The sequence below is a fragment of the Burkholderia cenocepacia genome (genome assembly GCF_900446215.1).
Classification (GTDB): Bacteria; Pseudomonadota; Gammaproteobacteria; order Burkholderiales; family Burkholderiaceae; genus Burkholderia; species Burkholderia cenocepacia.
Window position 1 is genome coordinate 1 of record NZ_UAQZ01000009.1, and the last position, 24,370, is coordinate 24,370.

Annotated in this window: 19 protein-coding genes and 1 pseudogene; 15 read left to right on the forward strand and 5 right to left on the reverse strand. The window is 69.5% G+C overall.

What is annotated here, in order from left to right; genetic code table 11:
- The first annotated feature begins 42 nt into the window (after positions 1 to 42).
- Positions 43 to 1,403, forward strand: a pseudogene (locus DTA15_RS17110) (IS3-like element ISBcen9 family transposase).
- 128 nt (positions 1,404 to 1,531) lie between these two features.
- Here the strand turns inward: DTA15_RS17110 and DTA15_RS17115 are convergent.
- The 3 genes from DTA15_RS17115 to DTA15_RS17125 form a co-directional block, all read right to left on the reverse strand.
- Positions 1,532 to 2,464, reverse strand: a complete 933-nt coding sequence (locus tag DTA15_RS17115) for an MBL fold metallo-hydrolase (RefSeq protein ID WP_012493658.1) — start codon at positions 2,462 to 2,464, stop codon at positions 1,532 to 1,534.
- A 301-nt stretch (positions 2,465 to 2,765) separates the two neighbouring features.
- On the reverse strand, positions 2,766 to 4,151 hold the full coding sequence (locus tag DTA15_RS17120; RefSeq protein WP_006489635.1) for an MFS transporter: 1,386 nt from the start codon (positions 4,149 to 4,151) through the stop codon (positions 2,766 to 2,768).
- 149 nt (positions 4,152 to 4,300) lie between these two features.
- Positions 4,301 to 5,197, reverse strand: coding sequence for a LysR family transcriptional regulator (locus DTA15_RS17125; RefSeq protein WP_006489638.1), 897 nt, complete (start codon positions 5,195 to 5,197; stop codon positions 4,301 to 4,303).
- 157 nt (positions 5,198 to 5,354) lie between these two features.
- Between DTA15_RS17125 and DTA15_RS17130 the strand changes: the two genes are divergently transcribed.
- From DTA15_RS17130 to DTA15_RS17195, 14 genes are all read left to right on the forward strand, one after another.
- The gene (locus tag DTA15_RS17130) at positions 5,355 to 6,617 is read left to right on the forward strand and encodes an MFS transporter (protein ID WP_370448166.1); all 1,263 of its coding nucleotides are present in this window, start codon (positions 5,355 to 5,357) and stop codon (positions 6,615 to 6,617) included.
- Positions 6,618 to 6,689: 72 nt separating this feature from the next.
- Entirely contained in the window at positions 6,690 to 7,580 is an 891-nt protein-coding gene (locus DTA15_RS17135) for an amidohydrolase family protein (RefSeq protein ID WP_006489630.1), read from the forward strand.
- An 8-nt stretch (positions 7,581 to 7,588) separates the two neighbouring features.
- On the forward strand, positions 7,589 to 8,476 hold the full coding sequence (locus tag DTA15_RS17140; RefSeq protein WP_006489642.1) for an isocitrate lyase/PEP mutase family protein: 888 nt from the start codon (positions 7,589 to 7,591) through the stop codon (positions 8,474 to 8,476).
- A 7-nt stretch (positions 8,477 to 8,483) separates the two neighbouring features.
- Positions 8,484 to 9,869 (forward strand): MFS transporter, encoded by a 1,386-nt coding sequence (locus DTA15_RS17145; RefSeq protein ID WP_006489636.1) that lies wholly within the window; start codon positions 8,484 to 8,486, stop codon positions 9,867 to 9,869.
- 174 nt (positions 9,870 to 10,043) lie between these two features.
- Positions 10,044 to 11,444 carry a KamA family radical SAM protein gene (locus DTA15_RS17150; protein WP_006489633.1) on the forward strand — a complete coding sequence of 467 codons (1,401 nt, stop codon included), beginning with the start codon at positions 10,044 to 10,046 and terminating at the stop codon, positions 11,442 to 11,444.
- The gene (locus DTA15_RS17155) at positions 11,441 to 12,586 is read left to right on the forward strand and encodes an NAD(P)/FAD-dependent oxidoreductase (protein WP_006497871.1); all 1,146 of its coding nucleotides are present in this window, start codon (positions 11,441 to 11,443) and stop codon (positions 12,584 to 12,586) included. Before DTA15_RS17150 ends, DTA15_RS17155 begins: the two co-directional genes overlap by 4 nt.
- Positions 12,583 to 13,938 (forward strand): lysine N(6)-hydroxylase/L-ornithine N(5)-oxygenase family protein, encoded by a 1,356-nt coding sequence (locus tag DTA15_RS17160; protein WP_006493536.1) that lies wholly within the window; start codon positions 12,583 to 12,585, stop codon positions 13,936 to 13,938. Before DTA15_RS17155 ends, DTA15_RS17160 begins: the two co-directional genes overlap by 4 nt.
- Positions 13,939 to 13,953: 15 nt before the next feature.
- Positions 13,954 to 15,219 carry an ATP-grasp domain-containing protein gene (locus tag DTA15_RS17165; protein ID WP_006489680.1) on the forward strand — a complete coding sequence of 422 codons (1,266 nt, stop codon included), beginning with the start codon at positions 13,954 to 13,956 and terminating at the stop codon, positions 15,217 to 15,219.
- A gap of 13 nt (positions 15,220 to 15,232) precedes the next feature.
- Positions 15,233 to 16,828 carry a methionine--tRNA ligase gene (locus DTA15_RS17170; RefSeq protein ID WP_006489679.1) on the forward strand — a complete coding sequence of 532 codons (1,596 nt, stop codon included), beginning with the start codon at positions 15,233 to 15,235 and terminating at the stop codon, positions 16,826 to 16,828.
- On the forward strand, positions 16,825 to 18,006 hold the full coding sequence (locus DTA15_RS17175; protein ID WP_006489683.1) for a CaiB/BaiF CoA transferase family protein: 1,182 nt from the start codon (positions 16,825 to 16,827) through the stop codon (positions 18,004 to 18,006). The genes DTA15_RS17170 and DTA15_RS17175 overlap by 4 nt, the downstream gene beginning before the upstream one ends.
- Positions 17,993 to 18,343, forward strand: coding sequence for a cupin domain-containing protein (locus tag DTA15_RS17180; protein WP_006489684.1), 351 nt, complete (start codon positions 17,993 to 17,995; stop codon positions 18,341 to 18,343). Before DTA15_RS17175 ends, DTA15_RS17180 begins: the two co-directional genes overlap by 14 nt.
- On the forward strand, positions 18,333 to 19,490 hold the full coding sequence (locus DTA15_RS17185; protein WP_012493660.1) for an NAD(P)/FAD-dependent oxidoreductase: 1,158 nt from the start codon (positions 18,333 to 18,335) through the stop codon (positions 19,488 to 19,490). The genes DTA15_RS17180 and DTA15_RS17185 overlap by 11 nt, the downstream gene beginning before the upstream one ends.
- Entirely contained in the window at positions 19,442 to 20,365 is a 924-nt protein-coding gene (locus DTA15_RS17190; protein WP_006491300.1) for an AEC family transporter, read from the forward strand. Before DTA15_RS17185 ends, DTA15_RS17190 begins: the two co-directional genes overlap by 49 nt.
- A 70-nt stretch (positions 20,366 to 20,435) precedes the next feature.
- Positions 20,436 to 21,347, forward strand: a complete 912-nt coding sequence (locus DTA15_RS17195) for an amidohydrolase family protein (RefSeq protein ID WP_006491299.1) — start codon at positions 20,436 to 20,438, stop codon at positions 21,345 to 21,347.
- Between the two features lie 191 nt (positions 21,348 to 21,538).
- Here DTA15_RS17195 and dhaL read toward each other — a convergent pair whose 3' ends face one another.
- Both dhaL and DTA15_RS17205 read right to left on the reverse strand, forming a co-directional pair.
- Positions 21,539 to 23,239 (reverse strand): dihydroxyacetone kinase subunit DhaL, encoded by a 1,701-nt coding sequence (gene dhaL, locus DTA15_RS17200; protein ID WP_012493661.1) that lies wholly within the window; start codon positions 23,237 to 23,239, stop codon positions 21,539 to 21,541.
- 258 nt (positions 23,240 to 23,497) lie between these two features.
- Positions 23,498 to 24,370 (reverse strand): sigma-54 interaction domain-containing protein (locus DTA15_RS17205; protein ID WP_111990723.1); only part of this gene is annotated, 873 nt, incomplete at its 5' end.

Sequence of the window (24,370 nt, forward strand, 5' to 3'; positions counted from 1 at the left end):
ACTGAACCCCAAAAGTTGGACGCCAACTTTTGGGTTTTTTTCATGGCGAGATATACCGAGCAGTTCAAGCTATCGGTAGTGAAGCGGTGCATCGGGGGGGAAGCCATACGCGCGGTGGCGCGAACGCATGGCTTGAGTCACTCGACGGTTTCCCAGTGGTACGCCACATACCAGGCTCATGGTAAGGACGGCGTGCGTAGGAAGTACAACTCATACGATGTGGCGTTCAGGCTCAAAGTTGTTCAGCACATGCGCGAGCATGGCGTGTCGAGCAAGGAAGCGGCGGCGCGGTTCAATATTCGCAATCCGAGCGCCGGTGCTCGAATGGGCTCGCCGCTATGATGATGGTGGTTTGACTGCCCTCGCGCCGAGGCCCAAAGGCCGCCGCCCAACCGCAATGCCAAAAACACCGCCTGCTCAGCCTCTGAACCCTACCGATGGCACGGATACCCGTACCCGCGAGGACCTGCTTCAGGAACTGAACTACCTGCGCATGGAGAACGCGTATCTAAAAAAGCTGAGGGCCTTGGTTCAGGCGCAGGCTGTACCGCGCAAAAAGCGCAAATAGTGCTTGAGCTAAGGCAACAATTCCCGCTGGCTGGCTTGCTCCGGGTGGCCGGACTGGCTCGCAGCACGTTTTATTACCAGTGCAAGGCGCTGGCCGCTCCCGATCGACATGCGAGTGTGAAAGCGAAAATTCGAGCACTGTTCGAGCAGCACAAGGGGCGCTATGGCTATCGACGCATCACGCTGGCGCTGCGCCGTCTGGGGCAGATGATTAACCACAAGACGGTTGCACGCCTGATGCGCAAGATGCAGTTGAAGTCCTGCGTGCGGGTCAAGAAGTACCGTGCGTATAGGGCAACACGTGCAAGACGGCCCCGCATCTGCTCCAGCGCCAGTTCCATGCCGCCCGTCCGAACGAGAAGTGGGTTACCGACATCACCGAGTTCAGCGTAGGTGGCCAAAAGCTGTATCTGTCACCAGTGCTGGATCTGTACAACGGGGAGATCATCGCGTACCAGACGCATACTCGGCCAGCCTTCCAGATGGTTACTGACATGTTGCGCAAGGCTTTGCGTCGCCTGCAACCCGACGAAAGACCCATGTTGCACTCTGATCAAGGCTGGCATTATCAAATGCCCGGCTGGCGGCTCATGCTCGAGCAACGCTCGTTGGCGCAAAGCATGTCGCGTAAAGGCAATTGCTTGGACAACGCTGCCATGGAAAGCTTCTTCGGCACGCTGAAATCCGAGTTCTTCTACTTGAACCACTTCAGCAGCATTGAACAGCTACGCATCGGCTTGAAGCGCTACATCCGGTACTACAATCACGAGCGCATCAAGCTCAAACTGAAAGGGCTGAGTCCTGTGCAATACAGGACTCAGCCTCATCCGGCCTAGCCGGTAACCGTCCAACTTCGTGGGTTCAGTTCAGCAAATGCGGCGGCGTTTTTTCTTGCCGGTACGGATACGGTTCGAGCAAACCGTCAGTGCATCGCCTGCGGTGCGCGTCGGCTACCGATCGTCACTCAGTAATCCCACACGACCGGCACGAAACGGAATCCGTCGCCGTTTCGCGCAACATGGCCGATGGACGGGAACGCGACATGGGCGGCGGCCAGCAGCGCGCCGGTGTCGGCCGCTTCGTTGAACAGCGCGAGACGCACGTCGACCGCCGCGTCCGGATCGTGTTCGAAGCCGTTTTGCCAGTCGGGGTGGTCGAAGTTCACTTCGAAAATCGCGTCGCCCGCGAACGTCAGCTTTTCCCCGTTCGATGCGACGTCGACCACGCAGTGCCCCGGCGTATGTCCGCCCGTCACCCGCGCCGACACACCCGCGGCGACTTCCACGGTGCGATCGAACTGCACGATGTTTTCGCCGTAGAGTGCCATGAACCGCGCTGCGGCCTTGCGCAGCGCGGGCGGCACGGTTTCCGGCATCACCGTCTTGCTGAAGTCCGGATTCTCCCAGAACGCCACTTCCGCGGCCGATACGTGAATGCGGACGTCGGGGTTCAGCTTCGCCTTGACGCCGTCGACGTTCAGCCCGCCGACGTGATCCATGTGCATGTGTGTGATCACGATATCGGTGATCGCGGCCAGGTCGATGCCGGCCGATTCAAGGCGCATCACCGAGCGCCCGGCGCGCGTGAAGTATTCGAAACCGTCGCCCACGCCCGAGTCGATCAGGATCAGGCGATCGGCGCTGCGCACGAGCGCGATGTTGAGCGCCCAGTCGAACATGTCGCGTTGCAGGAAACGGCCGTCGAACCACGCATTGCGGTCTGTTTCGCTCACGTTGGTGGACATGGTGGAAGTCGGCAGCGGCAACACGCCGTCGCTGATCAGTACGACGTCGACTGCGCCGATGCGCACGGCGTAGCGGGACGAAACGAGCTCGCCCGAACCTTCGTGGCCCAGACAGGCGACAACCGGCTGGACGTTGCGGATGGGTGCGTTCATGTTCAGTAATCCTGTTCGTCGAGTGAGGGAGTCCGCACTGCGCGGTGCAGAGCGGTTCGCGAGCGCGATCGTGAAGGTCGCGCTTCGGTGCGCCCGGATTCCGATCGAGCGTGTCAGCGATTGTAGTGACGGCCCGCACCCGCCGACAGCGCCGCACGGGGGCACATCGTGTTGTCCGGACGACAACAATCCGGCGGCGGTTTCGGTCGCCCGAAATGCACATCGCCCGCCGTCCGTGGCCGGACGGCGGGCGATGCGATGGATGCCGTTTATGGGAAGCCGGGCGCCGCCGGCGCGCGGGTCAGCCCGGCTGACCGGGAAGCGTGTCCCCGCGCAGCGAACACCCGCGCGTCTCGATCACCGCCAGCAGCGCGATCAACCCGACCGCGCACGCAGCCATCATGTAGTACGCGGGAATCAGCGCGTTGCCGGTCTTGCCGATCAGCCAGTCGTTGACGATCGGCGCGGTGCCGCCGAACAGCGACGTCGACACGTTGTACGCGATCGCCATGCCCGCATAGCGGACGTGGGTCGGGAACATCGCCGGGAACATCGCGGAAATGGTGGCGAGCTGCGGCACGTACAGCACGCCGAGCACCGCGAAGCCGATGAACGCGCCGAGCGGACCGTGCGTCATCAGCGTGAACATCGGCACGGCCGCGACGAACAGCCCGACGAGCGAGATCCACCACATCGTCTTGCGGCCGACGCGATCGGACAGCCAGCCGGCGAACGGCAGCAGCACCATCATCGCGAGCATGCCGATCAGCGGAATCAGCAGCGACATGTTCTCGCTGACGCCGAGTTCCTTGTGCATGTAGGTCGGCATGTATGCAAGCAGCACGTAGTTGACGACGTTCAGCGCGACGACGAGCCCGCCGAGCAGCACCAGCGGCTTCGCATAGCGCACCAGCAGCAGCCGGATCGGCAGCGCGGCCGTCGCACTTTGCTCGCGGCGGTGTGCCTGTTCCTCGAGTTCGCGGAACACCGGCGTTTCCTCCAGGCGCGAGCGCAGGTAGAAGCCGATCAGGCCGAGCGGCGCGGCGACCAGGAACGGCAGGCGCCAGCCCCACGCATGCATCGCCGAATCGCCGAGCAGCAGTGCGAAGCCGAGCATCAGGAACGCACCGAGCGAGAAGCCGGCGAGCGTCGCGAATTCGAGGAAGCTGCCGCACAGGCCGCGCCGCGAATCGGGTGCGTATTCGGCGATGAAGGTTGCTGCACCGCCGTATTCGCCGCCGGTCGAGAAGCCCTGCACCATGCGCAGCACGATCAGCGCGGCCGGTGCGAGCCAGCCGGCCGTCGCATAGCTCGGCAGCACGCCGACGAGCAACGTCGCGCCCGACATCGTCAGCACCGTCAGCGCGAGCACGCGCTTGCGGCCGAGCCGGTCGCCGAGCGGGCCCCAGAACAGGCCGCCGAGCGGGCGGATCAGGAACGAGATCGCGAACGTGCCGAGTGCGAACAGCGTCGCGCTCGCGGTGTTGCCGGGAAACAGCGCGGCGGAAATGTACGCGAGGCCGTACGCGTAAATACCGTAATCGAACCATTCGGTCGCATTGCCGAGGGCGGCGGCCGCGATCGCGACCCGCGGCAGACTGTGCGGCTCCTCGCCGCGTTGGGTGGTCGCATCGTCGGGAATCGACGACGCGGCGGAAACGGAAGTCCACGATGGCACGTATCGCATGAGGGATCCTCGCTATCAGCATGCGCCCGGGCGGGCGCCGACGAGGATCAAAGTAATCCCGCCAATTCGCGATGCCCGATGTCATAGGACGATGTGGGGATCGGGGTTTTCCCGTGGCGGGGCGGCCCGTGTGGCGGCGGGCCGGATGCTCAGGACCGCGTATCGGCCGACGGCAGCAGCGCGGCGAAACGGTCGGCGAGCGTCGGGCGCGACCGTGCGGGCCAGATCGCGCTGAGTTCGAAATTCGGCAGCGCGGCGCCGTCGCGGATCGGGCTGTATGCGACCCCGTCGAACGCGAACGCGTGGATCGACGTCGGCAGCAGCGATACGCCGCAGCCGGCGGCCACGCATGCGACGACCGTCAGCGTGCGGTTCACGTCGAGCACGATGTCGACCGGATGTCCGGCCTGGCGGAACGCGCTGAGGATACCGGCGCGGATCAGCGGCAGTTGATCGTGCGGAAACCACACGAGGCCGGCCGCGGCCAGATCGGCCAGCGTCACCGTGCCGTCGGGCTGGCGCGGGAACGCCTTCGGCAGCACCGCGACGAGTGGATCGCGCCGGATCAGTTGCTCGCGCATCCGGCCGTTCACCGCGACCGGCGTATGCAGCAGCCCGATGTCGATTTCGCCGCGCTCGAGCGCGATCGCCTGCTCGGCATTGCTCATCTCGCGCATCACCAGCTCGACGTCGGGCGCGCTTTCGCGCAGCGCACGGATCGCGCGCGGCAGCGTGTCGAACAGCGCCGCGCTGACGAAGCCGATGGTCAGGCGCCCGGCGCGCTGCGCGCCGATTTCGCCCGCCCGGTGCGCGGCCGCGTCGAGCCGCGCGACGCTCAGGCGCAGATCGTCGACCATCGCGAGCCCGGCCGGCGTGAGCGTCGCGCCGCGCCGCGACCGGTCGAACAGCCGGACCCCCAGCTCCTTTTCCATCCGGTTCAGCGCCTGGCTGAGCGCCGGCTGCGCAATGCCCAGCTCGCTGGCGGCGCGCGTAAAGCTGCCGGAATCCGCGATCGCGAGGAAGTAGCGGACGTGCCTGATTTCCATAAGCGTGTGTTATGAATAATTATTCGAAACATAGTAGCGAATTATCCAAATGATTCATAGGATGCACATCGGGCGTCGTCGAACCCGGCCGCGCCTCCGATAGCGGCGCGCTCAGGCGACGCACGGCGACGACACGAGGAGACCTCCGTTGACCTGGATGCGCGAACTCTCGACGACCGAACGGCGCACGTTGCGCGGCTGCTTTGCCGGCTGGGCGCTCGACGGGCTCGACACGCAGATGTTCAGCCTCGTGATCCCGGCGCTGCTCGCGACCTGGAGCATCGGCAAGGGGCAGGCCGGCCTGATCGGCGGCGCGACGCTCGTGTCGGGCGCGCTCGGCGGCCTGCTGGCCGGCGCGATCGCGGATCGCTACGGGCGCGTGCGGGCGCTGCAGATCACCGTGTGCTGGTTCTCCGCCTTCACGTTCCTCAGCGCGTTCGCGCAGAACTTCGAGCAGTTGCTGGTGCTGAAGGCGTTGCAAGGGCTCGGCTTCGGCGGCGAATGGACCGCGGGCGCGGTACTGCTCGCGGAGACGGTCGGCGCGCGCCATCGCGGCAAGGCGATGGGCGTCGTGCAGAGCGCGTGGGGATTCGGCTGGGGCGCGGCGGTGCTGCTGTACATGATCGTGTTCGCGTGGCTGCCGTCCGAGTGGGCGTGGCGCGTGCTGTTCGCGATCGGCGCGCTGCCTGCGCTGCTGGTGCTGTATATCCGCCGCGCGATTTCCGAGCCGCCGCGCGCGACGCCTGCGCCCGCGCACGGGGACGATGCGCCGACGGTGGGCATCTTCGACCGGTCGGTGCTGCGCACGACGGTGGTCGGCGGCCTGATCGGCGTCGGCGCGCACGGCGGCTATCACGCGATCACGATCTGGCTGCCGACCTACCTGAAGACCGAGCGGCACCTGTCGGTGCTCGGCACCGGCACGTATCTCGCGGTCGTGATCGTCGCGTTCATCTGCGGCTGTTTCCTGAGCGCGTATTTGCAGGACCGGATCGGCCGGCGTCGCAACGTGATGCTGTTCGCCGCGTGTTGCGCGGTGATGGTGAACCTGTACGTGTTCCTGCCGCTGAACGACGTCGCGATGCTGCTGCTCGGGTTCCCGCTCGGGTTGTGCTCGGCCGGCATCCCGGCGACGCTCGGCACGCTGTTCAACGAGCTGTATCCGCAAAACGTGCGCGGCCGCGGCGTCGGGTTCTGCTACAACTTCGGCCGCATCGTGTCGGCGGGCTTTCCGGTGCTGGTCGGGCGGATGGGCGAATCGCTGCCGCTCGGCACGGCGCTCGGCATCGACGCGGGCATCGCGTACGGGCTCGTCGTGATCGCGGTGTGGTTCCTGCCGGAAACGCGCGGGCGCCGTCTGCCCGACGCGGCTGCCGGGCCGGGCGCCGACGACGACGCGCGCGCCGGCGCATCGCTGTAGTTTTCGTCCTTCGTTCATTCCGTCGCCCTGTCGCCCGCTGCCGGGCCGGGCACCTCTTGCAGGCAAGTCGTCATGGATCGAGCAGTCAATCCGCCGGTCGAACCGGTTTCAGCGGCGCCGGATACGGCCGCGTGGTACGCGTCATCGACGGCCGTCGCGGCGGTCGACGCCCATGCGCACGTGTTTGCGCGCGGTCTGCCGCTCGCGCCGGTCGTGCGCCATGCGCCCGACTACGATGCGTCGCTCGACGCGTACGTCGCGCATCTCGCCGCACACGGCATCACGCACGCGGTGCTGGTGCAGCCGAGCTTTCTCGGCACCGACAATACGTTCTTCGTCGACGTGCTGCGGCGCTACCCGAGCCGCTTTCGCGGCGTCGCGGTCGTCGATCCGGTGATCGACGACGACGCGCTCGCCGCGCTCGACCGCGCGGGCGTCGTGGGCATGCGGCTCAATCTGGTCGGCCTGCCGATTCCGGATTTCGGCACGCGGGTGTGGCGCGCGCTGTTCGCACGCATCAACGCGCTCGGCTGGCATGTCGAGATTCATCGCGACGCGGCCGACCTGCATGCGATCGCCGCGAGCCTGCTTGCGCAATCGTGCACGCTCGTGATCGACCATTTCGGCCGCCCGTCGCCGGCGCTCGGCGAACGCGATCCGGGCTTCCGTCATCTGCTGTCGCTTGCCGATACCGGGCGCGTGTGGGTCAAGCTGTCGGCCGCGTACCGGAACAGCCTGACCGGCGACGGCACCGACACCGCGCTCGGCGCGGCGCAGGCGCTGCGCGGCGCGTTCACGCCGGAGCGGCTCGTGTGGGGCAGCGACTGGCCGCATACGCAGCATCGCGAACGTGTCGATTTCGGCGCGGCCTGCGCGGCGCTCGAACGCTGGCTGCCCGATGCCGGCGAACGCGCGCGCGTGTTGCGCGACTCGCCGCGCACCCTGTTTCGTTTCGACCAATGAGGCCTCGCATGACCGATTCCACCGCCCTTCGTCGCGCCGCTTTCCGGCGCAGCATCGCCGCCCGCCAGGGGCTGCTCGTCGCCGGCACGTTCAATGCGCTCAGCGCGCGGATCGCCGCCGATCTGGGCTTCGGCGCGCTGTACCTGAGCGGCGCCGGCGTCACCAACATGTCGCTCGGCTTGCCGGATCTCGGCTTCGTCGGGCTCGGCGAACTGGCCGAGCACACCGCGCGCGTGCGCGACGCCGTCGATTTGCCGCTGATGGTCGATGCCGATACCGGTTTCGGCAACGCGCTGAACGTGCTGCATACGGTGCGCACGCTCGAGCGCAGCGGCGCCGATGCGATCCAGCTCGAGGATCAGGTGCTGCCGAAGAAATGCGGCCACTTCGCGGGCAAGGAAGTGATTCCGGCCGCGGAAATGGTCGGCAAGCTGAAGGCGGCCGTCGACGCGCGCGTCGATCCGAACCTGCTGGTCGTCGCGCGCACCGATGCGGCCGCCGTGCACGGCATCGACGACGCGATCGAGCGCGCGCACCGCTATGCGCAAGCGGGCGCCGACGTGCTGTTCATCGAGGCGATGGACACGCCGGAGGACGTCGAACGGCTGCCCGCGCTGTTCGATACGCCGCAACTGATCAACATCGTGATCGGCGGCAAGACGCCGACCCGCTCGCGCGACGAACTGGCGCGCCTCGGTTACGGCGTCGTGCTGTACGCGAATGCGGCGTTGCAGGGCGCGGTGCACGGGATGCAGGCCGCGCTGACCGAATTGCGCGACACGGGCCGGCTCGACGAAAACCCCGCGCTCGTCGCGCCGTTCGCGGAACGGCAGCGGCTCGTCGACAAGGCGCGCTTCGACGCGCTCGACGCACGCTACGCGGCCGGGCAGCCGTAAGGCCGGCATGCGGCACGGGCGGCCGCCTGCCGGCCGCCCGAAACAGAACGAACAGGAGACAACCGTGACAACTTCCCCAACGGGGGCGGGCGACGCGCCGCCGCGCATCGGCTCGATCGTCGGCGGGCTCGCCGGCAACCTGATCGAGTGGTACGACTTCCTCGCATACAGCATCTTCTCGATCTATTTCGCGCCGTCGTTCTTTCCCGCCGACCGGCCGACCGTGCAACTGATGAATACCGCGGCGATCGCGGCGGTCGGCTACGTCGCGCGGCCGGCGGGAAGCTGGCTCGTCGGCCTGTACGCGGACCGGCACGGGCGCAAGGCCGCGCTGACGAAATCGGTGCTCGCGATGTGCGCGGGCTCGATGCTGATCGCCGTCACGCCCGGCTACGCGACGATCGGCATGCTCGCGCCGGCGCTGCTCGTCGCCGCGCGGCTCTTGCAGGGCCTCAGCATGGGCGGCGAGTACGGCACCAGCGCGACCTACCTGAGCGAGATCGCACCGCCGAACCGGCGCGGCTTCTACGTCGGCTTCCTGCAGGTGAGCGTGGTCGCGGGCCAGCTCGTCGCGCTCGGCCTGATGCTGGCGATGCAGCGGATCTTCGCCGGCACGCACGACATCGAGCGCTGGGCGTGGCGGATTCCGTTCTTCGTCGGCGGCGTGCTGGCGCTGTTCGCGCTGTACATGCGCCGCAACGTCGTCGAGAGCGATGCATTCGTCGCAAGCCGGGCGCGCGCGGCGAAGACGCGCGTGACGGCCGATCTCGCGGCGCACTGGCGCGAACTGCTGCTCGCGATCGGCATCACGATCGGCGGCACCGTCGCGTTCTATACGTACACCGTCTATATGCAGAAGTACCTGGTCAACTCGGTCGGCCTGCACAAGGAAACGGCGACCTGGATCTGCACGCTCGCGCTGTTGCTGTACATGCCGCTGCAGCCGCTGTTCGGCCTCGTATCGGATCGCGTCGGGCGCCGGCCGGTGCTGCTGTGGTTCGGGCTCGGCGGCACGCTGCTGTCGGTGCCGATCTTCACGACGCTCGGGCATGTGCACGAGCCGCTAGCCGCGTTCGCGCTGGTGTTCGCGGGGCTCGTCGTGCTGAGCGGCTTCACGTCGGTGCACATGCTGGTCAAGGCCGAGCTGTTCCCGCCGCAGATCCGCGCGCTGGCGGTCGGGCTGCCTTATGCGCTGACGACGGCGATCCTCGGAGGCACGACGGAGTTCGTCGCGCTGCGGCTGAAGGCGGGCGGCAACGAGACGATGTTCTTCTGGTACGTGGCGGCGTGCGCGGCGATTTCGCTGATCGTGTACTGGCGGATGCCGGAAACCCGTCCGGCACCGCGCGCGCCGGCGGCGCGGCCGGCGGTGGGCGCCGCCGCACCGCGTTGAATTGGTGCGAAGCCGCATGCGAAACGCTTATGGATAAATAACACCGGCGTAATGCTTCGCCGCGGCGATTGCTTCTAGTATCTGCAGAACGCCGGCGGGCTGCCTGGCCGCCGGCGGCGAGCAGACGAGACACACGACCTACATTAGTACATCTAAAAGAATGGAGTCGAGTCAATGATCCAACTATCCGAGGGCCAACGGATATCCACGCACGACGGCGCGCTGCCACGGCCGCCGATCCCGGTGCATCCCGTGTTCAAGGCGTACAACCGGTCGAAGCTGGACGACCTCCCGCAGCTCGCGAGGTTGCCGCCGCGAATGCGCGAGCAGATCGGGCTGGTCGCGCGCGTGCTGCCGTTCAAGGTCAACCGTTATGTCGTCGAACAACTGATCGACTGGACCAACGTCCCGGACGATCCGCTGTTCCGGCTGACGTTTCCGCAGCCCGACATGCTCGCGCCCGACGATCTCGGCGAGCTGGCCATGCTGTCGCGCGACGCGGCGCGCGGTGCCGACCTGGACGCGCTGATCGGGCGCCTGCGCGTCCGGATGAACCCGCATCCGGCGGACCAGCGGCTCAACGAGCCGGAGCTCGACGGCGAGCCGTGCCCGGGCATCCAGCACAAGTACGCGCAGACGGTGCTGTACTTCCCGAGCCACGGGCAAACCTGCCATGCGTACTGCACGTTCTGCTTTCGCTGGCCGCAGTTCGTCGGCGACGCGTCGCTGAAATTCGCGTCGAGCGAAGCCGCGCGGCTGCACGCGTACCTGCGCGCGCACGGCGAAGTGACCGACCTGCTGATGACGGGCGGCGATCCGATGGTGATGAGCGCGACGCGCCTGCGCGAGTACCTGATGCCGCTGCTGGCGCCCGGGCTCGAGCACGTCGGCAACATCCGGATCGGCACGAAGGCGCTGACCTACTGGCCGTACCGTTTCGTCAGCGATCCGGATACGCCCGAGCTGCTCGCGCTGCTGCGCACGCTGATCGATGCCGGGCGCAACGTGACGGTCATGGCGCACCTGAACCACTGGCGCGAACTGTCGACGGAGGTCGCCGAGCAGGCCGTGACGAACCTGCGCCGCATCGGCGTCGTGATCCGTTCGCAGGGGCCGGTGCTGCGCCACATCAACGACGACGCGGAAGTCTGGCGGCGCAACTGGGTCGGGCAGGTGCGGCTCGGCATCGTGCCGTACTACATGTTCGTCGAGCGCGATACCGGGCCGCGCGGCTATTTCGAGCTGCCGCTCGCGCGGGCGCTCGATATCTACAACACCGCGATCGCGTCGGTGTCGGGGCTCGCGCGCAGCGCGCGCGGCCCGTCGATGAGCGCAGGCCCCGGCAAGGTCGAGGTCGCGGGCACGCTCGAGCTGCAGGGACAGCGCTACTTCCTGTTGAATTTCCTGCAGGCGCGCGATCCGCGCTGGCTGCGCCGGCCGTTTCTCGCGAAGTATTCGGCGACGGCCTGCTGGCTCGACCAGCTCGAACCGCCGGATGGCGAGCCCGCGTTCTTCTTCGACGCGCCGTACCGCGCATTCGTCGACGCGCGTCAACGCCAGCTGGAGCACGCATGAGGACGCCCGGCACACGAACCGCCGACGTCGCGATCGTCGGCGGCGGCTACACGGGGCTGTCCGCCGCGATCCACCTGGCGGAGCAGGGCGCGACGGTCGACGTTTGCGACGCTGATCCGCCGGGCGACGTGCCGAGCGCATTCAACTTCGGCTCGGTCGCGAGCGTCGCGCCGGCACTGCCGCGCGGCCCGGTTTCGGCCGCGCACGCGCAGGCCGCCGAGCGCGCGGCGGCGCAGGCCATCGCCTACCTGAAGCGCTTCGTCGACAGCCGCAACCTCGCCTGCGGCTGGGCGCATCCCGGCCACATCACGCTCGCGTGCGACGACGCGTCGGCGGCGCAACTGGCGCACCGGTTCGCGTGCCATGCGGCGCAGCAGGAGGCGTGCGTCGCGTGGCTCGACGCGCGGGCGGTCACGCAGGAAACCGGCGCGGCGCACGCGATCGCCGGGTTGCTGAACCTGCGCTTCGCGCTGATCCGGCCGCGCGCGCTCCGCGATGCGATGCGGGTGCGGGCCGCGACGCTCGGCGTGCGGATCCGGCGCGGCGCGCGCGTGCATGCCGTGCGGCCCGCGCCCGGTGCGGCCGTGCTCGATCTCGGTGACGCGACGGTCGACGCCGGCGCCGTGCTGGTGTGCGCGGAGGACGCATGGTCGCTGCTGCCGGCCGACGTGCGCCCGCCGCTCGAACGCTACGGCACGCACCTGCTGGCGACCCGCATCCTCGACGACGCGACGCAGCGCCGCATTTCGCGGCAGCCGCGCGTGTACGGCACGCTGTCCGCCGACAAGGACTATTTCCGGCTGGACGAGCGCGGGCGGCTGCTGTTCGGCAGCCGGCTCGGCCTGTCGGCCGATGTGCCGCCCGCGGGCGTCGAGGCCGCGTTGCGCGCGCGGCTGGCCGCGTATTTCCCGGCGCTCGAATACGCGCACGTCGAGCACGTATGGTCCGCGCCGCTCGGCTTCACCGCGTCCGGCGTGCCGCATGTCGGCATGGCCGGGCGGCTGGGCTGGTGCGGCGGCTATTGCGGCAGCGGGATCGCCACGGCCGTTCACGGCGGCGCGGCGCTGGCCGCGCGCGTGCTCGGCCACGCCGACGACGTTGCCTTTCACGATTCGATCACCGGTGCCGGGGAGGCGCGATGAACCCTTTCGAAATCCAGACGCTCGACGGCGCGAAGCCGCGGGCATTCGCCGGCGAAGAAGTCGACGTGCTCGGCATCGGCGTCGGTCCGTTCAACCTGAGCCTGGCGGCGCTGCTGGCGCCGCTGAACGGCCTGCGTTCGCTGTTCGTCGAGCGCCGGCCCGAGTTCCGCTGGCATCCCGGGTTGATGCTCGCGGATTCGTCGCTGACGACCAGCTTCCTGAAGGATCTCGTGACGCTGGCCGATCCGTGCAGCCGCTACTCGTTCATTGCGTTCCTGCAACGCACCGAACGACTGTATTCGTTCGCGAACGCGCGCTTTCCGACCGTGCGCCGCCGCGAGTTCGAGCAGTACATGCGGTGGGTGTGCGCGTCGCTCGACAACCTGCGGTTCGACTGCGAAGTCGAAAGCGTCGTGCGTGACGGGCGCGCGCTGCGCGTCACGACCTCGCACGGCGTCGTGCGCACCGCGAACCTCGTGGTCGGCGTCGGCCTGCGCCCGACCGTGCCTGCCTGCGCGCGGCCGCACCTGGGCGCCGACGTGCTGCATTCGTCGCAGTTCTGCACCGTGCGGCCGGCGCTCGCCGGCCGGCGCGTCGCGATCGTCGGCGGCGGCCAGAGCGGCGCCGAGCTCGCGCTGCATCTGCTCGGCCTGACGGGCGACGCCGCGCCCGCGCACATCGCCTGGCTGACGCGGCGCGAGAACTTCCTGCCGATGGACGACTCGCCGTTCGTCAACGAATGGTTCGTGCCGCAATACAACGAACATTTCTCGCGGCTGTCGCCGCAGCGCAAGCGCGACGCGCTGGAGACGCAGCGCCTCGCGAGCGACGGCGTCACGTTGCCGCTGCTGACGGCAATCTACCAGCGGCTCTACGAGATCACGCACATCGAGGGGCGTCCCGGCCATTGCGCGCTGATGCCGGGCCGCAGCATGGCGAACCTGCACCGCGCGGACGGCGGTTTCGTGCTGAGCGTCGACGACGGCACCGGCGTGCATGCGCCGCTGCATGCGGACGTCGTGCTGCTCGCGACGGGCAGCGAATTCCAGATGCCCGGCGCGCTCGAATCGCTGCGCTTCGAGATGCACACGCGCGACGGCGCACCGGAACTCGACGACGACTACGCGGTGCGCTGGAACCGGCCGAGCGCCGCGCGAATTTTCTTCCAGAACGCCGCGCGCACGACGCGCGGCATCGCCGACCCGAACCTGAGCCTTGCCGCGTGGCGCAGCGGCCGGATCGCCAACGCGATCGCGGGCGCGTCCATCTACGAAGTCGGCACGCCGCCGGGATTCGTCGACTGGCCGCACGGCGAAGCGCCGCAGGCCGCCACCCAACAACTCGTGAACTGACAGGAGCACACCGCCATGACCCATGCACCGGCCATGCTGTATCTCGACACACGCGCGCTTCCGGGCGAGCGGATCGCCGAAATCGACGCGGCGCGCAGTCTCGGGCTCGACCTCTACGTGGCGACGCCGACGCCCGACGCATTCCGCTCGTTCGGCTGCGCGGGCATCATTCCGACGCGCCTCGGCGATTACGACGCGGCCGAACGGACGATTCTCGACTACCTGCGCGAACATCGCGTCGAGTTGTCCGGCGTCGTCGCGTGGAAGGATCTCGAAGTCGTGCTCGCGAGCCGGCTGTCGCATCGGCTCGGCTTGCGCGGCACGGCGCCGGATGCCGCGCTCAACGTGCGCGACAAGGCCGCGACCCGCCGCGTGCTCGACGCGGTGCCGAATGCGAACCCGCGCTATGCGGTGGTCAGCAGCGAAGCCGAATTCACCGCCGCGCTGAAGCGGATCGGCGCGCCCGCGCTGCTCAAGCCGGCCGGCAACTCGGGCAGCCGCGGCATCTTTCCGGTCGATGCGCTCGCCGATCCCGTCGAGGTCTATCGTGCGTTTCGTGCGTACAACTCGCCGGAGAAGGGCGAGATGTTCAGCCTGTACGGCGATCACGCGCTGCTCGAGGAACAGCTGACGGGCAGCGAGCATTCGGTGTCCGGCGTCGTCGCGCAAGGCCGCGTCGCGATCAACGCGATCATCGACAAGACCTTCGACCGGTCGATCCCGATCCAGTACGAGAACGTGACGCCGTCGCTGCTGCCGGCCGACACGCAGGCGGCGATCCGCGACATGGTGCGTGCGGGTGTCGCGGCGACCGGCATCGACTGGTGCGGCTTCCACGCCGACGTGATGGTGACGCGCGACGGCCCGAAGATTCTCGAGATCGGCGGGCGGCTCGGCGGCGAGTTCATCAACTCGCACCTGATCCCGTACAGTGTCGCGGGCTTCTCGCCGTACCGCACCGTGCTCGATCTCGCGCGCGGCGCGATCGACGGCCCGCTCGACGACCGGCTCGGCACCGCGTCGACGCGCGCGGGCCAGCGCATCGTGATGCCGCCGGGGCTCGGGCGCATCGCCCGCGTCGAGGGCTTCGAGCGGCTGTGGCGGCGGCCGGAACTGCGCTTTCTGCAGGTCGTCGCCGGCAAGGGCACGCAGATGGCGTTGCCGAAGGACGTGTTCAAGGCGTACGAGATCGCGTACCTGATCGCGCAGTGCGAGCTCGAGCGCGACATCGTGGCGCTGCTGCGCGAGCTCGCGGCCGACGTGACCGTCACGCTGGACTGACCCGGAGGCCATCATGCCGATCGACACGATCCGCGACCCGCGCCACTACCTGCTCGTCCCCGCGATGCCGGCGCCGAACGGGCGCCTGCACCTCGGTCATATCGCGGGCCCGTACCTGCGGCTCGACATGCTTGCGCGTCATCTGCGCAGCCGCGGCGAGGTCGCACGCATCGCATGCGCGAGCGACCCGTACGATTCCTACATCCCGCTGCGCGCCGGGCAGGCCGGCATCGACGCGGCGGCGCTCGCGCGGCAGAGCTGCGCGGGCATCGTCGACGATCTCGCCGCGATGAACATCGACGTCGACCTGTTCGTCGATCCGCTCGGCGATGCGCATCACGACGCGTACCTCGCCGCGCACGACGGGCTCGTCGCACGGCTGGCCGCGCAGCGGCGCGTGTCGACGGTGCGCGAACGCATGCCGTATTCGGCTGCGCGCGACGGTTACGTGACCGGCAGTTTTCTGCTGGGCCATTGCCCGCAGTGCGCGCGCGACGTGTCGGGATTTTTCTGCGAGGACTGCGGCGCGCATTTCCAGCCGGAAGACGTGCGCGAACCGTCGGCACGCTGGGGCGAGACGCTCGCGATGCGCGAGCAGGACAACCTGTTCTTCGACATCGCGGACCCGGCCGCGCTGGTCGCGCAACTGGTGGGCACCGGGACCGCGCCGGTGTTCCTCGATATCGCGCGCCGCCATCTGGCGCGCGACGGCGCGCGTTTCCGCCTGACGAGCCATGCCGGCTGGGGGTTGCCGTATGTGCTGGACGGCGAGCCGCGCACGCTGTTCGGGCACGGGCTGCTGTTCGGCGCGATCCGCTTCGTCGGCGATCTCTACGCGCGCAGGCACGGGCTGCGCGCCAACCCGTTCGATCGCGATTCGGACGTGATCACCGTCAACGGCTTCGGGATCGACAACTGCGTGTCGCATCTGGTCGGCATCCAGGCGATGGCGATGGCCGACGGCGTGTCGAAGCCGTTCGACCGCTTCGTGATCAATCATTTCTATACGCTGGAGGGGCGCAAGTTCTCGACGAGCCTGCGTTGGGCGATCTGGGTCGAGGATCTCGCGGCGCGCACGCGCGTGCCGGCCGATGCGGTGCGCGGCTTCGTCGCGTCGACCAATCCGGTTGCCGGGCGCACGGACTTCGATCGCGATGCGTTCTGCCGGTTCGTGAACGGGCCGTACGCGACGGTCCGGCGGCATGTGGCCGAGGCAATCGGCGGGCCGCTCGCCGCGCGCGTGCCGACCGACGAGACGGTGCGGGCAGCGGAGGCGGCGTGGCGCGACGCGCAGCGCGCGATGGATTTCGCGACGTTCGACCCGACGGCGATGGCCGGCATCGTCGAGCGCTGGAGCGCGCGCTTCGACGGCGCGCGCGCGGCCGGCGACCTGTACGGCTGGACCAAGGGTTTCGCGCTGCTCGCGTGGCCGTTGATGCCGGCGCTCGCGCAGACCGCGTGGCGGGCGCTCGGCTTGCGCGGCGAGCCGAACGCGGGCGACTTCGCACGGTTGTCGTCGCCGGTCGTCACGCCGCTGGCGAACTTCGACCCGGTTACGCCGGGAGATCTGGCGGCGGTCCTGCCGCCCGGCATGCGGGAGGTCGCATGATGGAAGGCGCACTCGAAGGATTGCTGATCGTCGACCTGACGCGCGTGCTGGCCGGCCCGTTCTGCACGATGCTGCTGGCCGATCACGGTGCGCGCGTGATCAAGGTCGAACGGCCGTCGACCGGCGATGATGCACGCGCGTACGGCCCGTGGTACGGCGGCAAGTCCGCGTATTTCGCGTCGCTCAACCGCGGCAAGGAGAGCATCGCGCTCGACCTGAAGGATCCGTCCGATCGCCGCGTGCTCGACGCGCTGCTCGAGAAGGCCGACGTCGTCACCGAGAATTTCCGGCCCGGTACGATGGCGCGCATCGGCTACGACTGGGACACGCTGCACGCGCGTTTCCCGCGCCTGATCTACGGCAGCGCGTCGGGGTTCGGCCATACCGGGCCATTTCGCGATCACCGTGCATACGACATGATCGTCCAGGGGCTCGGCGGGATCATGAGCGTGACGGGCGAGCCCGGGCGCATGCCCGTGCGGGTCGGGCCGTCGATCGGCGATCTGGCGGCCGGCCTGTTCCTGACGACCGGGCTGCTGATGGCGCTCGTGCGGCGCGGGCGCACCGGGCAGGGCTCGAAGGTCGACATCGGCATGTTCGACTGCCAGCTCGCGCTGATGGAATATTTCATCGGCCGTTACTTCGCGACCGGCGAGGTCACGGGGCCGGTCGGCAGCTATCGGCCGGCGATCGCGCCGCCGTTCGGCGTCTACCGCGCGGCGGACGGCCCGCTCATCATCGCGGCCGGCAACGACAAGCTGTTCCGGCTGCTGTGCGACGCGCTCGGCGTGCCGGCGCTCGCGGCCGATCCGCGCTTCGCGGGCGGCGAGGCGCGCAAGGATCACGAGGCCGAACTCGAACGCACGCTCAACGGGCTGCTGGCGGCGCACGGCGTCGCGGCCTGGTGCGAGCGGTTCGCGCGCGCGGGCCTGCCGGCCGGCCCGATCAACCGGGTCGACCAGGCCGTCGTCCATCCGCAGACGGCCGCGCGCAACATGCTGATCGACGTCGACGATCCCGACGTCGGTCGGTACCGGCTGGTCGGGACGCCGATCAAGATTTCGGGCTGCCCCGACCCGGCCACGCGCCGGGCCGCGCCGGCGCTCGATCGCGACCGCGACGCGATTCTCGCGGAACTGGGCCTCGTCGGCGAGGAGGTGCACGATGAACGCGCGTAAGTTTCCGCACGTCGGCGCGCTGCCGCCGGAGTCCCATGTGCCGGGCGTCGTGTTGCGCCAGGCCGATTTCGCCGGGCTCGGCGACGGCGAGATTCCGTTTCGCGGCGGCCTGTTTACGGTCGAGCCGAACTGCACGTCGCGGCTGGACGTTCACGCGGTACGCGAATGCTGGATGATCGCGCAGGGCAGCGGCCGGCTGACCTACGACGGCGAACCCGTGCGCGTGCGGGCCGGCGACGTGCTGTATTTCGAATCGCACCGCTCGCACCAGGTGCAGAACGACGGCGCGACGCCGCTCGTGATCAGCACCGTCTGGTGGCAGGCCGATGCGGTTTGATCTCGCGATCATCGGCGCAGGCGTGACGGGGGCGACGATCGCGCACGTCGCGGCTCGGCATGCGGGCGCGCTGCGCATCGCCGTGTTCGATGCGCGGCCGGCCGTGCAGACGGCCACGGCGCTGTCGGCCGGCGTCGTCACGCCGTTCTGCGGCAGCGGCGCGCGGCGCGCGCGATCGCTGGTCGCGCACGCGTACTACGGTGCGTGGGCACGGGCCGGATGCTGCGTGCGCGCCGCGCCCTTCACCTTCGTTGCGGACGCAGCCGATGCGGGCGGTCCGTTGCTCGCGCCGCCGGTGGCCGACGATCCGCCGGACCCCGGCGCCACACCGCTCGTTGCGCTGCCGGCCGGCGCGCGCCTGTGGCGCGGCGGCCGCGCGTGGCTGGTCGACGTGCCGCGGCTGGTCGCGCACTACCTGACGGGCGCGCGCACCGTCGAGCGCTTCGATGCACCGGTCACGCACGTGACGCGCGATGCCGGCGGCTGGACCGTCGTCGCCCCCGGCGTGACGTTGCGCGCCGACCGGCTCATCCGCGCCAGCGGCCCGTGGCCGGCCATCGACGGCGAAGCCGGCGTCGACGCGGGAACCGACATCGTCACGAAGAAGATCGTCGCGTTCGATGTCGACGGCCGCGGCTTGCCGCCGCCGGCGGATGCGCCGGTCGTCTACCTGCCCGACGCGCAGGCCTTTCTCGCCCCGGTGCATGCGCGGCGCGGCTGGCTGCTGAGCATCACGTCGCACGCGTGGGGCTGCGCCGCCGGCGCACGCGTCGCGCCGAGCGCCGACGAGCGCGCGCTCGCGCACGCGTTGCTCGATCGTCATTTCCCCGGCTTGCGCGATGCCCATCTCGCCGCGCGTACGGCGGTCGACGGGTACACGGCCGACCGCAATCCGCGGGTCGCGCCGATCGGTCGCGACGGCTTCGCGGTGGCCGGCGCGTCGGGCTCCGGCGTGCGCTTCGCGCCGGCCCTCGCGTACGAGGCGCTCGCCGCCGTCGGGTTGCCGTTCGAACCCGATGCCGCGACGACCGCACCCGAGCCACCGCCTTGCCACCGGGCAGACAAACCCGCTGCTTCCCTCACCGAATCCGTCCAACCATGCATACCGAACTCGCCTGGGTCGCCGTCGCACCCGCCTTCGCCCTGATCTGCATCGGCATCGCCGTGCGCCGCCTCGCGCTGGTCGATGCGGCGTTCTGGCCGTCCGCCGAAAAGCTCACCCACTACGTGCTGTTTCCCGCCTTCCTCGTGCATTCGATCGGTCTGGCCGGCCCGCTCGACGCGTCGTCGAAGTCGACGATCGTGCTGCTGACGGGGCTCACGCTCGCGGTGCTGGCCGCCGTCGTGCTCGGCTGCCGATGGTGCGCGGTGCCGCACGCATCGTTCACGTCGATCGTCCAGGGCTCGATCCGCTTCAACAGCTACATCTTCCTGTCGGTCGCGTCGGGGCTGCTGAGCCGAGCGGATTACGGGATCGCGGCGGTCGTCGTCGCGTACATGGTCGCGATCTCGAATACGCTCGTGCTGTTGTCGTTCGAACATGGCCAGGCCGGCGGCCGCGGGCTCGTGCGGATCGTCGGCAAGGTGGCGGCGAATCCGCTGATCGTCGCGAGCGCGTTCGGGATCGTGCTGAACCTGACCGGCTGGCGTCTGCCCGCCGCCGTGGACCAGACCGTCGACGTGCTCGGCGGCGCCGCGCTGCCGTTGAGCCTGATCTGCGTGGGCGCTGCGCTGCGGCTGCCGCTGCCGCGCAAGGAGGCGGCACTGGTGCGCGCGGGGCTCGTGACCACCGCGATCCGGCTGGTCGGCTTTCCGCTGCTCGCGCTGACCGCGACCAAGGCATTCGCCGTGACGCCGTTGTCCGGGAACCTGATCCTGCTCTATTCGGTGCTGCCGTGCGCGAGCAACTCGTACGTGCTGTCCACGCAGTACGGCGGCAACCATCGGCTGATGGCGTTCGTCGTCGCGCTGTCGACGGTGCTGTCGTTCGTCCCGATATTCCTCGTCGCGCGCACGATGTAGGCTGATGCGCCGCCTCGCGGCCGGCGGGGCCGCGCCGTTCACCCTCAATCGAAAAAAACAGGAGACACCCATGATTTCGAGGCGGTCGTTCAACCGCGCACTCGCCGGCATCGCGATGGCCGAGGTGCTGGGCGGATGCGCCGGCGCGACGCCGGATCGGCGGACGGTTACCGGCGTCGACGCGCACGCGCACGTGTTCCTGAAGTCGCTGCCGCTCGTGCCGGGCCATCGCTACACGATCGCGTACGACGCGTCGCTCGACCAGTACCTCGCGATGCTCGACCGGCACGGCATGTCGAATGGCGTGCTGATCCAGCCGAGCTTTCTGGGCACCGACAACCGCTATCTGCTTGCCGCGCTGCGCGCGCAACCCGCGCGTTTGCGCGGCATCGTCGTGATCGATCCCGCGCGCGATGCGGAGCAGGTTGCCGCATGGACGCCGCTCGGCGTGCGCGGCATCCGGCTGAACCTGATCGGCGAACGCGATCCGGATTTCGCGGACGCGGCGTGGCGCACGCTGTTTCCGCTGCTGCGCGCGCATGGCTGGCAAGTCGAGCTGCATGCGGAGGCCGCCCGGTTGCCGGCGCTGATGCCGCCGCTGCTCGACGCGGGCGTCGACGTCTCGCTCGACCATTTCGGCCGGCCCGATCCGCGGCTCGGGATCGACGATCCCGGCTTCCGCTATCTGTTGACGACGGCGGCGAGCAAGCGCGTGTGGGTCAAGGTGTCGGGCGCCTACCGGAACGACCGCGCCGATCGCTGGCAGGCGTCCGGGTTGACGGCGATGCGCGCGCTGCGCGACGCGTTCGGTACGCAGCGGCTCGTGTGGGGCAGCGACTGGCCGCATGTCGGATACGAGAAGGCCGTCGACGATGCGCTCGCGTACCGGTATCTGGCGACGCTGCTGCCGGACGAGGCCGGACGCAGACAGGTACTGGTCGATACGCCGGCGGCGCTGTACCGGTTCGACGGGAACGGGTGAGCGGGTAGGCGGCACGCATGTGCGTGGCGAAAGCGCGGCCATCCGCCGTGCGCGACGCGACCATGAACCTGACGACGGCTTCCGCCATGCCGGTCCGGCCGCCGATGGGCCGCGCGGCCCGCGTGCCGTTCTCTCTCGTATCAGGGCGGAAGAACGCGCGCACGCCGGGCTGACGCGCGCGCCGCCGCCGTTCAGCGCACGTGCGGCAGCAACGCCCGCAACCAGTACGACACGGCCACCGCCCCGCCATCCGGCGTGCCGATCGCGCGCTCGCCGAGATAGCTGGCCCGTCCCGCGCGCGGCGTCATGCGCGCCGTGTCCTCCGCGCCTCGCTCGGCCGCTTCCACGGCCGCCGTCCAGGCACTCGTGGGATCGCGATCGCCGTCGAGCGCACGGCTGAATGCATCGACGGCCGGCACCAGCGCATCGAGCATCGTCCGGTCGCCTGCCTGCGCGCCGCCGAGTTCGCCGATCGCATCGACCGCCGCGCGGAATGCCGCGGCCCAGTCGCGCGGCGACGGCTCGGCGAGATCGGCCAGCCGGCGCGACGCGCGCAGCAGCGCGGTCGCATAGAACGGCCCGGAGCTGCCGGCGATCGCGCGGCGCAACGCGGCGCCGAGCGCCGCGAGCGCACCGGACGGCGTGCCGTACGCGGTGTCGGGTAGTTCGAGAATCGCGTGCGCGGCGCGCCGCATGCTCGCGCCGAGATCGCCGTCGCCGGCTGCCGCATCGAGATCCGTCAGCGTCTGCTCGTGATCGATCAGCGTCTGCGCCACGGCGTGCAGCGCCGGTTGCAGGCGCGCGGCCCATGCGCGGCCGGCCGCATCGAGCGGCGGCGGCGGCGCGTCCTGCGACGCGGCCGCGGCCACGCGAATCCGCGTGTTCACTAGGCCGCCGCCCGGCCACGCGCGCGCCTGCGTCGGCGCGTCGAGCAGCGCCGCGCGTTCGTCGTTCAGCCGCAGCACCGAGATCGAGCAGCCCGGCATGTTCAGCGCGGACAGGAACGTGCCGGCCCACGCGCGCGCGACGACGATGCCGCGCCGGCTCAGGTTGTCGAACGCGGCGCGCAGCACGATCGCGAGTTCCATGTCCGGCGTCGCGCCGAGACCGTTGACGAACAGCGCGACGCGTTCGTCGCGGTCGAGCACGAGATCGGCGACGATGCTCGACAGCAGCGTGTCGGCCAGCGCATCGGCCGGCAGCGGCGCGCGGCGCTCGACGCCTTTCTCGCCGTGGATGCCGAGGCCCAGCTCGATCTCGTGATCGGCGAGGCTGAAGCCCGATTTGTCGGCGCCCGGGATCGTGCAGCCGTCGAGCGCGACGCCCATCGTGCCGAGCTCGGCCGCCGCGTCGCGCGCGATGCTCGCGACGCGGGCCAGCGGCAGCCCGCGCGCGGCGGCGGCGCCCGCGAGCTTGTGGATCAGCACGGTGCCGGCGATCCCGCGTCGCTGGCTGCGCTCGACGCGGCCGCGCAGCGACACGTCGTCGGCGACGATGACGGTTTCGACCGGAATGCCTTCCGCACGCGCAAGCTCGGCGGCGAGCCCGAAATTGAGCCGGTCGCCGGTGTAGTTCTTCACGATCAGCAGCGCGCCGTTCGGGCCGGCGCTCGCGCGGATCGCGGCGAGCACGGCGTCGGTCGACGGCGACGTGAACACTTCGCCGCACACGGCCGCGCTCAGCATCCCTTCGCCGACATAGCCGCCGTGCGCGGGTTCGTGGCCGCTGCCGCCACCGGACAGGACCGCGACCGGCCGCTGCGACGGCTCGGGCAGCGGCTGGCGGACGAGCACGTGCTCGTCGCCGAGGATCGCGAGATGCGGCGATTGTCGCGCGATGCCTTCCAGCATTTCTCGCACGACGTCGGACGGGCGGTTCACAAGCTTTTTCATGGCGAAGGATTCCGGACGGGTGAACGGGGCTCGGCCGGGCGCGCACGGGCGCCGGACGGCTTTCGTGTTGCGGAGCATCGTGCGCGAGCCGTTGCCTGTCGCAGCCGATCGCATGACCGACGACCGGTGCGGGGCGGGCAACGAAGCGTACGCTTCGCGCCACGATACATCAGGTTCGGACGTTGCGGCGCGGATCGCGGCGCGATGGCGTCATGGCGCCGGGGCGGAACGGCGGCGTGCGCCGGGAGCCGGGCGCCGCTACTTCAGCGCGGTGATCGCCTTCGCGCGAATCAGCCGCGCGCGCAGCACGTTGCGGCTGATGCCGAGCAGTTGCGCGGCCCGGATCTGGTTGCGATGGCTGAATTCGAACGCGACGCGCATGACCGTGTCCTCGATGTGCTCGAAGAGATTGCCGTGCCCGTCGTCGAACAGGTCGCGCAGCGCGTGTTCGAGCGCCGCCTGTGCGTCGGCGGACGAATCGGCCGCGGGCGCGGCGATGGCCGGCGGACACGGCGGCGCGATGTGCAGGTCGGTGTCCTGCAGCGTGTCGTGGCGGCTCACGAGCAGCGCGTGATGGATCACGTTCTCCAGTTCGCGGATATTGCCGGGCCAGTCGTGTGCGTGGAGCCGGCGCTCGGCGCGCGGATCGAGGCGGTGCGGCCCGCCGCCGAGCCGGTCGCGGTAAACGTCGAAGAAGTGCCGCGCGAGCGGCAGGATGTCGCCCGGCCGCTCGCGCAGCGGCGGGACCGCGAGCTGGACGACGTTGAGCCGGTAGAACAGGTCGCCGCGAAACTGTCCGGCCGCGACCGCCTGCTGCAAGTCGACATTGGTCGCCGCGACCACACGCACGTCGACCGGAATGCCCGTGCGCGAACCGAGCCGCACGACCTCGCGTTCCTGCAGCACGCGCAGCAGCTTGACCTGCATCGCGAGCGGCAAGTCGCCGATTTCGTCGAGAAACAGCGTGCCGCCGTGCGCGGCTTCGAACCAGCCGGGCTTCGTGCTCAACGCGCCCGTAAACGCGCCTTTCTCGTGGCCGAACAGTTCGCTGTCGACGAGCGTTTCGGAGAATGCGCCGCAGTTCACCGCGACGAACGGTCCGTCGCGACGGGCGCCGAGCGCGTGCACGCG

Excerpts from the sequence above, each read along its gene's own strand:
- DTA15_RS17115 (WP_012493658.1), bottom strand. The coding sequence starts at position 2,464 with ATGAACGCACCCATCCGCAACGTCCAGCCGGTTGTCGCCTGTCTGGGC.
- DTA15_RS17120 (WP_006489635.1), bottom strand. The coding sequence starts at position 4,151 with ATGCGATACGTGCCATCGTGGACTTCCGTTTCCGCCGCGTCGTCGATT.
- DTA15_RS17125 (WP_006489638.1), bottom strand. The coding sequence starts at position 5,197 with ATGGAAATCAGGCACGTCCGCTACTTCCTCGCGATCGCGGATTCCGGC.
- DTA15_RS17130 (WP_370448166.1), top strand. The coding sequence starts at position 5,355 with ATGCGCGAACTCTCGACGACCGAACGGCGCACGTTGCGCGGCTGCTTT.
- DTA15_RS17135 (WP_006489630.1), top strand. The coding sequence starts at position 6,690 with ATGGATCGAGCAGTCAATCCGCCGGTCGAACCGGTTTCAGCGGCGCCG.
- DTA15_RS17140 (WP_006489642.1), top strand. The coding sequence starts at position 7,589 with ATGACCGATTCCACCGCCCTTCGTCGCGCCGCTTTCCGGCGCAGCATC.
- DTA15_RS17145 (WP_006489636.1), top strand. The coding sequence starts at position 8,484 with ATGCGGCACGGGCGGCCGCCTGCCGGCCGCCCGAAACAGAACGAACAG.
- DTA15_RS17150 (WP_006489633.1), top strand. The coding sequence starts at position 10,044 with ATGATCCAACTATCCGAGGGCCAACGGATATCCACGCACGACGGCGCG.
- DTA15_RS17155 (WP_006497871.1), top strand. The coding sequence starts at position 11,441 with ATGAGGACGCCCGGCACACGAACCGCCGACGTCGCGATCGTCGGCGGC.
- DTA15_RS17160 (WP_006493536.1), top strand. The coding sequence starts at position 12,583 with ATGAACCCTTTCGAAATCCAGACGCTCGACGGCGCGAAGCCGCGGGCA.
- DTA15_RS17165 (WP_006489680.1), top strand. The coding sequence starts at position 13,954 with ATGACCCATGCACCGGCCATGCTGTATCTCGACACACGCGCGCTTCCG.
- DTA15_RS17170 (WP_006489679.1), top strand. The coding sequence starts at position 15,233 with ATGCCGATCGACACGATCCGCGACCCGCGCCACTACCTGCTCGTCCCC.
- DTA15_RS17175 (WP_006489683.1), top strand. The coding sequence starts at position 16,825 with ATGATGGAAGGCGCACTCGAAGGATTGCTGATCGTCGACCTGACGCGC.
- DTA15_RS17180 (WP_006489684.1), top strand. The coding sequence starts at position 17,993 with ATGAACGCGCGTAAGTTTCCGCACGTCGGCGCGCTGCCGCCGGAGTCC.
- DTA15_RS17185 (WP_012493660.1), top strand. The coding sequence starts at position 18,333 with ATGCGGTTTGATCTCGCGATCATCGGCGCAGGCGTGACGGGGGCGACG.
- DTA15_RS17190 (WP_006491300.1), top strand. The coding sequence starts at position 19,442 with ATGCATACCGAACTCGCCTGGGTCGCCGTCGCACCCGCCTTCGCCCTG.
- DTA15_RS17195 (WP_006491299.1), top strand. The coding sequence starts at position 20,436 with ATGATTTCGAGGCGGTCGTTCAACCGCGCACTCGCCGGCATCGCGATG.
- dhaL (WP_012493661.1), bottom strand. The coding sequence starts at position 23,239 with ATGAAAAAGCTTGTGAACCGCCCGTCCGACGTCGTGCGAGAAATGCTG.